This is a genomic window from Streptomyces sp. NRRL B-24572 (genome assembly GCF_002156145.1).
In the GTDB taxonomy this organism is placed as follows: Bacteria; Actinomycetota; Actinomycetes; order Streptomycetales; family Streptomycetaceae; genus Streptomyces; species Streptomyces vietnamensis.
On sequence record NZ_MWIG01000497.1, the window covers coordinates 1 to 13,351 of the forward strand.

Sequence of the window (13,351 nt, forward strand, 5' to 3'; positions counted from 1 at the left end):
CTTCCTGGACATCCGCCGCGCGCGAGGACTTCGTCGGAGTGCGGGTCGCGGCGGATGTCCAGGAAGCGGTCGGCAAGGGGCAAAGAGAAGTTTCTCCTACAGAGCTCGATGGACAGGAAGCCGGGCGGCTGGCGGTGCGGCGGCAACCCGGGGCTTGGCCAGGTCAGCGGCGGTCGTGTCCAGCTCCTGCTGGATGCCGTGGAGGCGGTGGGCGATCAGCTCCAGGCGGTGCGCGGCATCGACACCGGCGGCGCCGGGAAGGCGGGCGAGGCGATGTGCGGTGTGCTCGACGAGTCCGCGGACCGGGGCCAGCGGTCCGGCCTGCTCGTCGGCGAGCTGCGCGAGCACACTCGCGAGCTGGGACGAGACCGCCGGTACTGGCCGGGAGGCGACCCGAGCCGTGGAGGCGGTGCGCACCGGGATCAGGCCCAGGTCCTCTTCGACGCGACGGGCCTCGCCCGTGAGACGCCGCAGGACGTCGGCGGGCGGCGCGTGCCACGCGCCGTCGAGGTGGATCAGGTTGGCGAGCAGGTCGAGGCGCCCGGGCTGGGCCTGGACGGCGATCCACCGGCAGCCGTGTCCCTTGCCCGGGATCTCGACGCCGGCGGCGCGTACGAACCGGTGGGCGACCTCACCCCACTCCGGGCCGGTCAGCGGCCGGTCGTCGGGGTGGAGTCGGACATCGAGGTGGAGGATGGCCCGCCGGTCGCCGTCCGGGCCGGCGGCGAACGGATGCTCCAGGAGGGCCTCGTCGAGGTGATCGGCCCACCGGGCGAGCGTCCAGGTCTTCCTCGGGTCCAGGACGTAGTCATCCAGGCCCGGCCAATGGGCTACGACGCTGCGTTCCGGAAGCCGCTCGTTCGGCGCTATGGGTCGCCCCAGGGCTTCGGCGAGCGGATCGTACGGGGTGTCGGACTGCTTGTGGAGACGCGGGATCACCGGCCGGCCCGGACGTCGGCGACGTGCACCAGCTGGCCCACGGCGGTGGTGGTGTACCAGCCGCAGTCGATCAGGGCGTCGTCGCCGGGGTACTTCGGCAGGAGGGCATCCTCCATGGCCCGCAGGTGGATCAGGCAGTCCGGGCAGCGGCGCGAGAGGTGCACGAGGTACCTGGGGTGGGCGGTGATGTAGGACTGCTGCCCGCCGGTCGCGTCACGCAGGCGCCAGCCGTCCTCGTCGGTCGGCAGGTGCCAGGACGGCGCGACCACACGCATCGCGTCGCCCCACAGCTCGCCGCCGGCCACCCCCTTCAGGACGACGACCGTGTCACCGGCCTGGAAGTGCTGGTGGGTGACGTCCCGGTCGGGGGTGAGCGGGTCCGGAGTGAGCGCGACCACGGGGTCGGGCGGGAGCTGGGACATGCGGTTCCTTCCACGCGGAGCGGATGCGGTGGGAGGAACAATGGTCCGGAGGATCGCCGGTTTGGCTAACCGGCGATCGTCGGCTATGTTCCGCCCCGTCAGCGGAACGGGTTCTCCGTCCCGCGGTCGTCCTCGCCGGCGGCGTCGAGGAGTTCGAGCAGGTCAGAGCCCTCCGCGTCGCGCTGGTCGATCCACCACCCGGCGCGGGTGATCAAGCGGGCCTTGTCTTCCAGCTCCGCCCAGTCCGCCTCGTCCCACGACCCCTCGACGACCAGGGCGGTGTGCGCGGAGAGCATCAGCTGGTGACGGGATCGCTCGCCCCAGCCCAGAGCCTTCTCCGGTCCCTCCAGCTGCGGCATGTCGAACTGCTTCGCCCACGCGGCGGCAGCCTCCTGCTCCGCGGCTCGCTTGGCCGCGAGCCACTCCTCCTTGGACTCCGTGTCGGCGTCGCGGGCCGCCTTCCAGCAGTCGGAGCAGTCCCGGCCGGCGAGCCAGCGGGCGAAGCCGGCCCGCCGGTCAGCGGGGCGGTCGGACAGGTCATGAATGACCTGGTGGGAGCACGAGTGCTCGACAGTCCACTTCGTACGGACGGCCATAGATAGTTCTCCTCAAAACGGTGGGAAGGTGGGGTCGCCCTGGATCAGGGCGTCTTGTGCCGACCCCCGGGCGGGCGGCGGTGCCGGCCGCGGCGGCTCAGGCATCCGGGGGGACCGAGGCGTCGGCGGGCGGCGAGCAGGACGACGAGCGCGAAGGCCGCGCCGACGGCAGGGAGCGCCGCGGTGGTGAGGGGCTGCTCGGCGAGGCGTCCGGCCAGGGCGGTGCCGGCGGACTGCCCCACGCCGATCGACAGGATCAGCCACGCGTACGCCTCGCTCGTGCGGCCCGCGGGGGTCAGGGAGTCGGTGGTCACGTAGGCGCACGCGACCACGACGGTCAGGAACACTCCGGGGACGGCGACCGCGGCGGTGGCCGCGTACGGGCCCGGGAGAGCAACGAGCGGGAGCCAACCGGCCAGGAAGAAGGTTCCGCCGCCGATCAGTCGATTTCTGGTGGTGCCTCTCCAGCGGCGTCGTCCGTAGAGGAGGCCGCCGAGGAAGCTGCCGGTCGAGAACGCGGCGGGCAGGATCCCGGAGAGCAGCTCCTGCTCGTGGTGCCTGGCCATGGCGATCGCCCAGACGTTCATGGCCCCGATCGCGAACCCGATCCCGGCGAGGGACACGAACAGCAGCATCAGGCCGGGGCCGGCCAGACGGTGCGCCATCCCTGCTGGTGCCTGTGCGGACGGCGCCGGGCGCCAGCACCGGGACGGCGGAGCGAAGGCGACCACGGCGGTGCCGGTAATGCCGAGGACGGCGGTGACGGCGAGCGCGACGGCCGGGTCGTACGTGGAGGCGAGCGCGGCGACGAGCAGGGGGCCGGCGATGTACAGCAGGCCCTGGGTGCCGGCGTCGAGGGCGAGCGCGGCGTGCCGCAGCCGGTGGTCGGGCAGCACGCTCGGCCACAGTGCCCGGAGCCCTGCCTCCAAAGCAGGCGTGGTCAGGCCGCCGGCGACGACGATGGCCGTGGCCAGACCTGGTCCGCCGTACAGTCCGGCCGGGGGAAGCGTTGCCAGGAGGGCCGAGTTGAGCAGGGCGGCCGGAAGATGCACGGCGGTCTGGCCGTGCCGGTCCATGAGGCGTCCCTTGACCGGCTGGGCCAGCGCGGACGCGAGCCCGTACAGGGCACTGAGCAGCCCGCCGAAGGCGATGCTGCCGCCGCTCGTGGTGGCCCACAGGACGATGGCGACGGGCGCCATGCCGTTGGGGAGGCGGCCGGTGAGGGTGCCGCCGAGCAGGCGGGCGACGTACGGGCTGCCCAGCACCGCGCCGTAGGTGATGCGCGGTGCCGGGGCCGGGGGTGCGGTCGGGGACAAGAAGGGCTTTCTCTCGAAGGAGGCGACGCCTCAGCGGTGGCGGGCGGTCGTGCTGGTGCGAGGCGGTGGCGTGGGCGGTGTGGTCTCCACGGCAGGGCCGGGGCGGAAGCGCGGCACGGGAGTGCGGTGCGGCGGCAGGACGGCGACGGTCGCGCCGAGGTCCTCGGCCGCCTCCTCGACTTCGCGGTTGAGGAACTCGATCTGCCGGCCGAGCGCGGCGAGCCGGGCGGTGATCTGCCGGCCCTGCACGGTCTCCAGCGCACCGGCGAACTGTGCGCCGGTTTCCAGGAGTTCCTGGAGGCGGACCATCGGGCCCGCGTCGTGACCGCGCTGGGTGGCGCCGAGGAGCGCATTGGACGCGTCACCGGCGTGCTGGGACTCGACGACGTCCCGGGTGAGTTCCTGCAGCGACACCTCGGGCGCGGGCTCGGCCCGGTTGAACTCGGAGACGTCGGCCCGCAGTACACCGGGCGGAACGGGGGCGGGCAGCATCTGGCCGGCTTCGTATTCGTGGGCGTAGTGGCCGATCACCTGCCAGCCCGGTGCGTCCGGGTCGCCTCTCAGCGCGACCACCGTCGAGGCGTCGTCCTCGACCAGGTAGGCGAGGGTGATCGGCTGGCCGTCCGCGGCGTACCAGGACTCGGTGAGCTCCAGCTCGCCCCGCTTCTGCGCGGCCCGGGCCATCTCGGTCCACATCTGCTGCTCTTCGACGGTCAGCGGGGCCTTGTGCTGCTGGCGCTGGTCGAGGTCGGCGAGGTGACTGGCGATGAAGCCGTGGTCCGCCCAGGCGGTGAGGTGTGGCCACAGGGCCTTGTGCTGGGCGCGTTCGCCCGCGGGGCCGGGCGTGGTCGGCCGATCGAGTACCCGGCGGATCGCTGCGGTGGAGGCGGCGAGACCGTCCAGTACGGTCCGCCACCCGGCCAGGTGCCGGGCGGGCGGCAGCTCGTCGAGCGCACGGCGGGCGGTATCGAGCAGGGCATCGGCGCACGGCGCGAGATACGTGGTGTACGCCTCGACGGCCGCCCGGTCACTGTGGGCACGTATATCTGCCGCGGCGTCCGGGCGAACGGTGCGGCCGTAGCGGTCGCGGGTCATGTCCAGCGCGGACTCGGTCTCGCGGCCGATCATCGCCATCCGCAACCGGAAGTTACGCGCCTGGGCGCTGAGGGCGGCGACGCCGGTTGTACGGGTGTCGGGGATCTGCTTCTCCAGGTTGGTGTGGGTCAGCGGGCGGTCCGGCGGCCGGGAGGGGCTTGTGCGGTCATGGCCGGCGGGCGTGCGGGCCTGGTGGGGGCGGTGGCTGCGGCGGTGTCGCGATGCAGGTCGGGTGCAAGGCGCACCGGGTAGCGGGCGACGGCGAGCATCTCGGCCGCCCAGGTCGCGTGCTCGTTCTCCCAGCCGCGTCCCATGTCGAACGGCAGCCGGATCCAGTGCCCGCTCAGGGAGGGTTCGAACAGGAAGCCGGCGCGACGCAGGACGTCTCCGGCGAACGAGTCGACGGGGCCGTCGACTTCGACCTCGCCGCCTTGTCCACGGGCGATGCGGATCTGCCCGGTTTCGGGGGTCACCGTGACCGTCCGGCTGCGGCGGAGGCGGTCAGATGGACAGTGGGGGCGTAGGCGGGCTTCGGCGGGATCGGCCGTGCCGAGGGCGGGGTGGTGGTCGGCGACTGGGCGCGCTGCGGTGACCGGCCGGCGGCGGCCTGGGCGACTCGGCTGCGGCGCTCCGCCAGGCCGTTGGAGCGGGCAGGGCGTGGCGGGCTGGCCGAGGCGGCGGGGTCAAGGGCGACGTCGGCGTGCACGGTGTACCCGTGGCGGCGCAGGTCGTGAACGGCCTGGCGGGTGCGGCGCGGGCCGTCGCGCTCGGGCTCGGTCAGCCGAAACAGCCCCGGTTGATCGGGGACGGGCTCGAACTGCTCCCGCACGAGGTACCACTGGGCCAGGTGTGCCGGAAGGGAGGAGTTGAAGGCGGCGACGAAGCCGTGCTGCTCGTGGGTGCCGAAAGCGAAGTGGGTGCCAGGATCCAAAGAGGGAAGCTCCTTACGGTGGTGATGCCGCAGGTCAGCGGCGGGGAGCGGGGCGGCCCGGCGGAAGAGCACGCGACGGCGCAGAGACAGCCGGGGCGGAGGGCCTGTGCGAGGCCGCGGCCCGTACCTGGCGCAGGAACGGTTCCCTGTACGTCAGCCACGTGCTGATGGCCGTCCATGTCCGGCTGCGGCGCTCTCGCGGGTTGAGCCGGGTGCCGCCGTCCAGGGTCTCGGCGTGAGCAAGGGAGTCGGCCAGCCGCGCGAGAGCATGCGTGTCGTTGGGCTGGGCGGTGGCGGCGGGCCGGCATTTGTCGAGCAGCGCGGGCGCGTGCTGCATGACGCTGAGGAATTCGGGCCAGGCTTTGTCCAGGAACGTTTCGATGGCGTCATCGAGTGCGTCAGCTCCGAGCGGGGAGGCGTCGCTGTACCAGCCGGAGATGACCTTGGTCGTCCAGGCGTCGTGCTCGGTGTGGATGCGGTCGAGTGCCTCGGTGACGGTCGCGGTCCGGCGGTCGTGGACGGCCCAGTCGTAGGCGGGGAGGAACCGCTCGGTGATCGCCTTCGCTGCGCGGCCGGGAAAGGGCGGCAGGATGATGCTCGCTGGGGCGTGCCGGTCGCCGTGCCCCTCGCCGAATGGCTTTGGCGGGAGGGCGCCGAGCAGGTAGTCGTGTTGATGGCCGGGGCGTTCGGCGAGCAGCAGGGTCGTCCCCGACACGGATTCGGTGAGGGTGGCGGCGTACGGGATGCGGGTGCTCTGCACGGCGCGGGTGAGTTCGCCGCTGTCCCACAGCCACGCCGCGAGGTCCTCCTGCCATACGGGGTGGGAGTAGATCTCGACCGCCGCGTCCCATCGCCCCGGCAGAAGGCGGGCGATGTCGCGAGCGGCGTCGCCGATGTAGGGCCGACTGCTGGTGGACACGCTGGTGCGGTGCCGTTCGGAACAGCGGATGAGACCGGCCACCGTGGCGCGGGCGGCAGCTTCGTCGCCGCCCGGCAGGCGGTAGATGCCGGCCTCGTGCCGGCGGAAGCCGGACTCTTCCAGTGCGGTGTGGGCCCACCGGTACTGCTCGCCGCCGGCGATGGCGACGATGCCTGCATCCCGGCCGTAGGTGAGGACGATGTGCGCGTCAGCCACAGGCGGCGGTCTTACGTGAGTGCAGGGCGGTGCGCAGGCTGAGGCCGTAGCTGTGCGCGTGCTCGCGGGCCGCCGCCTCCAGCTGGTCGTACGACGTCTGCTGCGTCATCTGCCCCGGGTGCTTGCGGTACCGGTACACCGGCAGGCGCAGCAGGATGCCCGGGGCGAGGGTGGTGACGCCGACGGCCGCCATGTAGTCCTCGCCCTGGACGAGGCCGCCCATCGGCGCCGCGCGCACGAGGTCGGTGCGGGCGAGGATCGTGGTCGGCCCGATCGGGATCGTGTCCTGCGGCCGTGCCCAGTAGTTCATGACGTCGCCGGCCTCGTGCCGGCCGGGCGGCGTCGGGCAGCGCCACAGGCATGTCGAGCCGTCGGTTTTCCGGCTGGGGTGAGGGCTGTTCGGGATGTTCGCCGAGCCAGTGACCGCGTACGTCACGTGCTCGTTTGCCGACCGTAGTCGTGATGTTCGCCATGTCGGTGGACGGGTCGGCTCGGAGGAACTGTGGTGCGGACGCTGTCGGTTGGACGGCTCAGGGTGCAGACGGTGCGGCACGGGGATGGCCGTGAGACCTACACCATCTTCGACTCGGTGAGAGGAGTGCACGGCGGAGCTGGTCGTTACCTCGCGGACCATGCCGGTACGGGGTCGGATCGGACGTACGCCTACCTGCTCGTCGATCACCTTCGGTGGCTGGAGCACGAAGGACTGGCGCCGGAGGACGTCGGATTCGGTGACCTTGAGCGGTACATGGGCGCGATCGGAGCGAAGGTCGCCGGGCCGTACGGTCGCCCGTGGAGGGTGGGGAAGCGGCCGTACGGCAACGACGCTCTGCGTGGCGCCGCGGCGTGCCTGAAGGGCTTCTATCTGAAGCAGGCCGAGTCGGGCATCAACACCGAGCTGGTGGGGGCGCTGAAGCTGCACCGGATGCCGACGCAGCGGGATCGGGACCGGTCGCTGCTCGGTCATCTGCAGCGGAGCATGCAGGCGAATCCGCTGGCGCCGAAGGCGGTGCGGCGTCGGCACAAGAAGATGCTGCCGGACGGCGCGCGGGCGGTGTTGCTGGATGAGGTCAGCTCCTTTCGGGATCGGTTGGTGGTGGAGTGGCTGAGCGATGGCGGATTCCGGGCCGGTGAGATGTGCGGCCTGCACCTGTGCGACCTGCACCTGCGGGAAGAGGCCGCATGCGGGCAGTGCCGCGGTCCGCACGCGCACGTCTGCCATCGGGACGGGTTGGTCAACGGGGCCCGTGCCAAGACGAAGTGGGAGTGGGAACTGCGGGACGGAGTAATCCGCGGTGGGCTGATCAAGCGGGTCAGCCCGGCCATGATCCACGCGTACTTCGACTACCTGACTCTGGAGTACCCGCGCGGAGCAACGCACGGCATGCTGCTCGTTCAGCAGCACGGCCCCGGACGTGGTCTGCCGTTGGCGCCGGAGGGAGCCCGCAAGATGCTCAAGCGGGCCGGCCGCCGCGCGGGGCTGGGTCTGATCAAGCCGCACATGTTCCGGCACACCTGGGCCAGTGCCGTCCTGGACGCCGCCGACGGGAACCTGGCCATCGTCCGGGACGCGGGCGGATGGGCCTCGACCGAGGTCGTCGATGAAATTTACGCGCACGTCGACGTGAACGATCCGGTGTTTCATGACGCCCTCCTCACGACGTGGGGTGAGCTGCGGTGAGCGAAGCGACACCCTCCCCCGTGCAGCCCCTGGCCAGCATGTTGGCCCGGGAGCGACGCGATCGGTTGGAGGTCCTCACAGCGCTTCTGGCGGCGCCGGGCGTCGAGCCGGTCTATCGCGAATCGGTGTTGTGCTGGCCCGGCGACCACCCGGTCTACGGCTGGTTCTGCCGGGTCAACGGCTGCCGCAGCACCCGCACCAACACCGTCGACCTGTGCCATCCGCACCGTGCGGAGTGGAGAGCTGCGAGGAAGGAACCCGGCGCCACACGCCGAGAGTTCCTGCGCACAGCCCAGCCCAAGGTCCTCGACCTGCGGCTCATGGAGCCACCGGACTGCCGGTTCTGCCCTGAGCGCCCGTCTCGTCATCTCGGGCTGCGGCTGTGCCTGACCCACTTCAGCCGGTGGAACAAGGTCCTGTTCAGAAAGAGGGATCTCACCTACGACGAGTTCGTGGCGCAACAGACCGAGGCGTTGCCCGGCTACGGTGACTGCCTGGTGGCTGCCTGCGTTGGCCGCGCGGACAGTCCTCTGCGGCTGTGCTACGTCCATGACGAGCGCTATCGCAATGACGGACGGCCCGGTGGCGCCCACCGACCGCCAGGGTGGGGCGGGGACCGGGTCGTCGGGCGCGAATCCGTCGAAATCATCTGTGCCGATCCGGATGCGTTCCGGCACTGGTGCCACACCGCCCGCCCCGCCTCACGCGCCGGCACCGTCAATCTCCTGGGCCTTGCACCGCTGGTCCAGGCCGAGATCCGCTTCGGGCTACTGGCCCATGCCCAGAAGGCTCAACGCTCGGCCTGGCCGCTGTGGCACATCCAGGCGGTGGCGAACCTGGCCCGCCTGCGCGGCGAAGCCTCCGTACTCGACCTGCTGTCCGATCCGGCGGCGCTCGCCGAGCACGAACGCAGGATCCTCAAGGAGACCGCGGACGAGCTGCGGATCGTCTACGTCACCGAGCAGGAGGCCAAGGAGGCCGGCTTCCTGGAGACCGAGCACTACGGCATCCGCTACAAACGGCGCTCCAGCCACTTCGACTTCACTGACGTGCCGCAGCGGTGGCTTCGTGACCTGCTCTGGGAACGAGTGGCTCGCCGTCTGCGCTCGCCGCAGGCACCGCGAAGCCCGCAGCACATCGAGAACGGACGCAAGGCGTGCGCCGAGCTCGGCGTGTTCTTGACCGCTGTCGCGCCCGGAGGCGGGCACGATCCGACGGTGCTCACCGCAGACCACATGCAGCGCTTCGTCGCCGATCACAACAAGCGGGCCCGCGAGGGCCTCCCGTCGCTGGCGATCAGCCGCGACGGACGGCCGATGAAGGTCACCAGCTACACCCGCCGCCATGTCTTCAACGAGGCTCGGTCGATCCTGCGCGACGCGATGGAGAGCGGGGACGCGGAACGCATCGGCCTGCCGCGGGAGTTCATCATCGCCCTGCCGACTGCTCGACGGGCCGACCGAACCCGCAACCCGTTCCCTGATCCCGTGGCCCGCGCACTGGCCGACGAGGCGAACCTGCAACTGCTGGATGACCGCTTCGACCCGAACGGCATGGGCCATCGCGACATCTGGGAGGCCCTGGTGTTCACCGGCCGCCGGGCCTCGGAGGTCACCGAGCTGCGGCTGGAGTGCACGTCGATCCACCGCAAGGTCCCCTTCCTCTGGCACGATCAGACGAAGGTGGGCAACCTCGATGAGGCCATCCGCATCCCGCAACGCCTCTACGAGCGGCTGGAGCTGCGCAAACAGCGCACCGTCGAACGCTTCGAGGACCTCTACGGTCGCAGCCCCGGGCCGAAGGAGCGCAAGCTCCTCGCTCTGTTCCCCTCGCCGCACAAAAATCCGGACGGCACGGTCGCGATCACCTACAGCATCTTCGGTGATGCCTTCCGGGACTGGCTGGAGGCGCTGGACATCGGCGCCTGGGTGCCGCACCAGGCCCGCCATACGCTGGCCACGAACCTGCTGAAGAACGGCGCCGGCCTGCACCACATCAAGCAGTACCTCGGCCAGATCTCCGTGCGGATGGCCGAGCACTACGCGAAGGTCGCCTCCTCGGAGGTCGACGACGCACTCGAGCGGGTCTGGGTCAGCGGACCGGGATCGGCCGAGCCGGGACTGCTGCTCGCCTCGCCGTCCGAGCACATGACCAGGGCCGAGGCCCAGGCCATGGCGATCGACCTTACCCGCCGCAGCACCCCGGCCGAGGGCGGCTTCTGCACCTACCAGCCAGTGGTACGAGGGGACGCCTGCCCGTGGGACCTGGACTGCCACAACTGCGACAAGTTCGTGATGTCCGGCGCCGACCTCCTGTACTGGCGCCGCAAGGCCGAGCAGTGGGCCTCGCTGGCCGAACGCGCGCCGGACGACCGGACCGCCGACTACCTCCACAGCGTCTTCGAGCCCACCGCCCGCGCGATCGGCGGCCTGGAGAAGGCCCTGGCCGGCCTCGGCATGCTGGACGACGCGCTCGCCCTGGACCTGCGACGCCCCCAGGACTACTTCGACCGCATGTGGACGCTCGCCTTCAAGGCCAACGACCTGGCCGCCATCGACCCCGACGACACCGACTCGTACGAGGAACCCGCATGACCGCCTCATCGCACCGCACCGCCCAGGCTCTGAGGGCGCGCAGCCAGAAGACCGAAGCCAGCCTCCTGCGCATCAAGCGCGTCGTCGAACAGCTTGCCAAGAATGGCACCCCGATCACCGTGGCAGCAGTCGCCCGGCAAGCGGACGTCTCGCGCACCTTCCTCTACGAACACACCGAGGCCCGCACCATCGTCACCCAGGCCACTCTCCGAGCTCGCGGACTGCGAGCGGAGACCGATCAAGCCCAGCGCGACGCGATCGAGGCGTCCTGGCGTGAACGCGCGCTCAACACCGAGGAGGCCCTCAAGAACACCAACGCGGAGGTCGTCAACCAGCGAGAACGCATCGCTGAGCTCTTGGGGCAGATCGCTGGCCTACAGGGCGAATGGACGGACGCCGACGTCGTACGCATCACCACCGCCAATGTCGCCCTGCAACGCGAGGTCAGGGCCCTGACGGCCGAGCGGGACCGCCTCAACAGGCGTCTGGTTGCCGCCCGGGACAACGCGCGCTTCGCCGACAAGCGCATCGCCGCGCTCGAAGCGCAGATCACCGAGAAGCTCACCGTCCCGCCGACCTGATGGTGCGCCGCCGTCGTGATCGGACTGCACGAACTCTTCCGCCACCCCTGCGCGACCGACGCGCATGTGCAGGTTGCGCGATTTCATGAGCACCGGCTCCTGCGGAAGCGCATAGTTCCGCGCCCGATGAGCGGCTCATGTGCTTGATGATCACGAGCAAACTCGCCCAGCGGGCTCCGCCTAGTTGTAACTGCAAGTAGTGAAGCTCGACTACGGGGCCGCGAGTGGGACGTCAATGGTCTCCGTTCTCTGCTGTCAGCCGGTGCGGGGTGAGCTTCAATGGTCGCGACGATCACCGGTTAGCCCAACCGGCGATCGTCGCCTACGGTGCGGTCGCTCGTCGGGGCCCGGGACAAGAAGGGGCGGAGACGTGGTCGTCTGCGGACCGCGAGTGAATGACGGTGAGGCCCAGAGGAGCGCCTGGAGGTCTCCTCGCCGAAGGCGGGCAGGGCGACGGCGTTTTGGGCGCCGTCGCCCGTCGGCCATCAGCGGATGCGGGCTGCCTTGGGCAGCAGGAGCATCAGCCCTCTGGGTATCGCCCTGGCGTTCCGGCCGGCGACGCCGGATTACGAGTAACAGCTCACCGAGTGGCCGGCCAAGGAGGTGTGCCTGGTCGAGTTATTGGAGGACTGGCAGCGGGAAACCCTGCTGGTCGAGTGCCGGGGGGCAGCATCATGTCGTGGCCGATGTGCGGGCGAGCATGGCTTCTGACAGAGTGTTGACCAGCCTGCGGTCGCGGCAGTCGCAGGCCGTGCGCCAGCCGGCCGCGGCGGCGGCGGCCAGTTCGCGGGTATGCGAGATCGACAGCGTCAGGCTCGCGATGCCAGCGACTTCGGCGCAGTGTGCCGCGCGGCCACGCAGGACGGGCTCGGGCGCTCCTTTCGCATTACGCAGAACGGCGATCTCATGGGGTGGGGCGTCACCGAACAGGCCGACGCCCAGAACCTTGACGATGGCTTCTTTGGCGGCGAATCGCCCGTACAGGAACTCCTCGCGCCGGCCCTCGCCGAGGCTCTCGGCGTGGGCGAGCTCTTCGGGGGCGTAGAGGTGACGCAGGAAACGGTCGTGACGCATGGTCTTGGCCAGGGACCCGATCCGGAGTACGTCGATGCCCAGTTGCAGGGGTGGCCGGCAGTCGCAGCCGCTGCCGCTCATGCGTTCCGCTCGTCGGAGCGGGGTGTGAAGTGTGCCAGTGACGACTCGCCGGTCTCCGGGGTGGTGTCAAGGAGGACGATGTGGTCGTAGCGGTCGAGCCAGTCGCGCCGGTGGGCGGCCAACTCGGCCCAGACAGCGGTGCAGTAGGCGTCGCGGCGGGCACGGTGAAGGTCGTACCCGTGCGTCTGGTGGGGGACGGCGGTGGCGCCGGTGACGAGCAGGCGGCGTTTCCCGGGCAGCTCGGTGATCACATCGAGTTGCTGCTGTACCCGCATGGTGCTTTCGGCGGGCAGGAGGGTCCGCAAGGACAGGTCACCGCTGTCCTTGAGGACGAGCAGTACTCCGGAGTCGGTGAGTTCGCGTTCGTGCACCAGGGGGAGGCGGATGGGCAGCGTCGTCTGTTCCAGGACGGCCACGGCCACGGTCAGGCCGGGGCGGGAGCGTGTGTAGGCCGCTGCGATGCGCAGTGCGGTGAATGGTGATGCCAGGCCCTGGCCGGAGACGGCGAAGCTGTTCGCGCGGTTGCCGAACAGGGCGTTGAGGTACGAGGCGGGCTGGACGGAGGGCACGCGGTCTGGCAGGGCGTGGGCGCAGATGATGAGGTCGACGGGCGGGGTGGTAGCGCTGAGGCCGGAATGCAGGAGGTCGAGCAGGTCGGTGTGCGTCACTCCGTCGGTAGTCAGGTCGTCGGTGCTGATGTCGATGTCGTATCGCCGGTGGAGATCGCGGAAGTAGGCGAGCTGGCGCGGGTCCCACTCGTGCTGTCGGGCGGGAGGGTCTGCCACAGCCGTGGCGGTCAGCAGGCTCAGCATGCCGAGGCCGGCGCCTGGGACCGGCGGGCGAACAGGTCGGTGAGAGTTCCGACGGTCTGGAGATCGGCGACCTCCAGTTCGTCCGGGTCGACCC

At 70.7% G+C, this 13,351-nt stretch carries 13 protein-coding genes and 1 pseudogene; 3 read left to right on the top strand and 11 right to left on the bottom strand.

Annotation, left to right across the window (positions count from 1 at the left end; translation table 11 throughout):
- Nucleotides 1-96: 96 nt before the first annotated feature.
- From CCN56_RS27635 to CCN56_RS27675, 9 genes and pseudogenes are all read right to left on the bottom strand, one after another.
- Nucleotides 97-939: a relaxase/mobilization nuclease gene (locus CCN56_RS27635; RefSeq protein ID WP_086830652.1), complete on the bottom strand. Its 843-nt coding sequence runs from the start codon at nt 937-939 to the stop codon at nt 97-99.
- Nucleotides 936-1,361: a hypothetical protein gene (locus tag CCN56_RS27640; RefSeq protein ID WP_086830653.1), complete on the bottom strand. Its 426-nt coding sequence runs from the start codon at nt 1,359-1,361 to the stop codon at nt 936-938. Before CCN56_RS27640 ends, CCN56_RS27635 begins: the two co-directional genes overlap by 4 nt.
- Nucleotides 1,362-1,459: 98 nt before the next feature.
- Nucleotides 1,460-1,957 carry a hypothetical protein gene (locus CCN56_RS27645; protein WP_086830654.1) on the bottom strand — a complete coding sequence of 166 codons (498 nt, stop codon included), beginning with the start codon at nt 1,955-1,957 and terminating at the stop codon, nt 1,460-1,462.
- A 44-nt stretch (nt 1,958-2,001) separates the two neighbouring features.
- On the bottom strand, nt 2,002-3,273 hold the full coding sequence (locus tag CCN56_RS27650) for an MFS transporter (protein WP_256962177.1): 1,272 nt from the start codon (nt 3,271-3,273) through the stop codon (nt 2,002-2,004).
- A gap of 30 nt (nt 3,274-3,303) precedes the next feature.
- On the bottom strand, nt 3,304-4,407 hold the full coding sequence (locus CCN56_RS27655; RefSeq protein WP_256962178.1) for a hypothetical protein: 1,104 nt from the start codon (nt 4,405-4,407) through the stop codon (nt 3,304-3,306).
- 89 nt (nt 4,408-4,496) lie between these two features.
- The gene (locus CCN56_RS27660; RefSeq protein WP_086830656.1) at nt 4,497-4,841 is read right to left on the bottom strand and encodes a hypothetical protein; all 345 of its coding nucleotides are present in this window, start codon (nt 4,839-4,841) and stop codon (nt 4,497-4,499) included.
- Nucleotides 4,838-5,299, bottom strand: coding sequence for a hypothetical protein (locus CCN56_RS27665; RefSeq protein ID WP_086830657.1), 462 nt, complete (start codon nt 5,297-5,299; stop codon nt 4,838-4,840). Before CCN56_RS27665 ends, CCN56_RS27660 begins: the two co-directional genes overlap by 4 nt.
- A gap of 34 nt (nt 5,300-5,333) precedes the next feature.
- On the bottom strand, nt 5,334-6,434 hold the full coding sequence (locus CCN56_RS27670) for a hypothetical protein (protein WP_086830658.1): 1,101 nt from the start codon (nt 6,432-6,434) through the stop codon (nt 5,334-5,336).
- A pseudogene (locus tag CCN56_RS27675) lies at nt 6,427-6,807 on the bottom strand (glycosyltransferase); the annotation flags it as partial. The pseudogene CCN56_RS27675 and the gene CCN56_RS27670, both read right to left, overlap by 8 nt.
- Nucleotides 6,808-6,939: 132 nt before the next feature.
- Here CCN56_RS27675 and CCN56_RS27680 point away from each other — a divergent pair.
- The 3 genes from CCN56_RS27680 to CCN56_RS27690 are packed head-to-tail and all read left to right on the top strand — an operon-like array spanning nt 6,940 to nt 11,290.
- The gene (locus CCN56_RS27680; protein WP_256962179.1) at nt 6,940-8,115 is read left to right on the top strand and encodes a tyrosine-type recombinase/integrase; all 1,176 of its coding nucleotides are present in this window, start codon (nt 6,940-6,942) and stop codon (nt 8,113-8,115) included.
- A 20-nt stretch (nt 8,116-8,135) separates the two neighbouring features.
- The gene (locus CCN56_RS27685) at nt 8,136-10,709 is read left to right on the top strand and encodes a site-specific integrase (RefSeq protein WP_256962180.1); all 2,574 of its coding nucleotides are present in this window, start codon (nt 8,136-8,138) and stop codon (nt 10,707-10,709) included.
- Nucleotides 10,706-11,290, top strand: coding sequence for a DUF6262 family protein (locus tag CCN56_RS27690; protein WP_086830660.1), 585 nt, complete (start codon nt 10,706-10,708; stop codon nt 11,288-11,290). The genes CCN56_RS27685 and CCN56_RS27690 overlap by 4 nt, the downstream gene beginning before the upstream one ends.
- A 672-nt stretch (nt 11,291-11,962) precedes the next feature.
- Here CCN56_RS27690 and CCN56_RS27695 read toward each other — a convergent pair.
- Both CCN56_RS27695 and CCN56_RS27700 read right to left on the bottom strand, forming a co-directional pair.
- Nucleotides 11,963-12,445, bottom strand: coding sequence for a holo-ACP synthase (locus tag CCN56_RS27695; RefSeq protein WP_086830661.1), 483 nt, complete (start codon nt 12,443-12,445; stop codon nt 11,963-11,965).
- Nucleotides 12,442-13,230: a hypothetical protein gene (locus CCN56_RS27700; protein WP_143664642.1), complete on the bottom strand. Its 789-nt coding sequence runs from the start codon at nt 13,228-13,230 to the stop codon at nt 12,442-12,444. The genes CCN56_RS27695 and CCN56_RS27700 overlap by 4 nt, the downstream gene beginning before the upstream one ends.
- Nucleotides 13,231-13,351 lie beyond the last annotated feature (121 nt).

Coding starts and splice junctions, on each gene's coding strand:
- CCN56_RS27640 (WP_086830653.1), bottom strand. CDS start 1,361: ATGTCCCAGCTCCCGCCCGACCCCGTGGTCGCGCTCACTCCGGACCCG.
- CCN56_RS27645 (WP_086830654.1), bottom strand. CDS start 1,957: ATGGCCGTCCGTACGAAGTGGACTGTCGAGCACTCGTGCTCCCACCAG.
- CCN56_RS27655 (WP_256962178.1), bottom strand. CDS start 4,407: ATGGCGATGATCGGCCGCGAGACCGAGTCCGCGCTGGACATGACCCGC.
- CCN56_RS27690 (WP_086830660.1), top strand. CDS start 10,706: ATGACCGCCTCATCGCACCGCACCGCCCAGGCTCTGAGGGCGCGCAGC.
- CCN56_RS27695 (WP_086830661.1), bottom strand. CDS start 12,445: ATGAGCGGCAGCGGCTGCGACTGCCGGCCACCCCTGCAACTGGGCATC.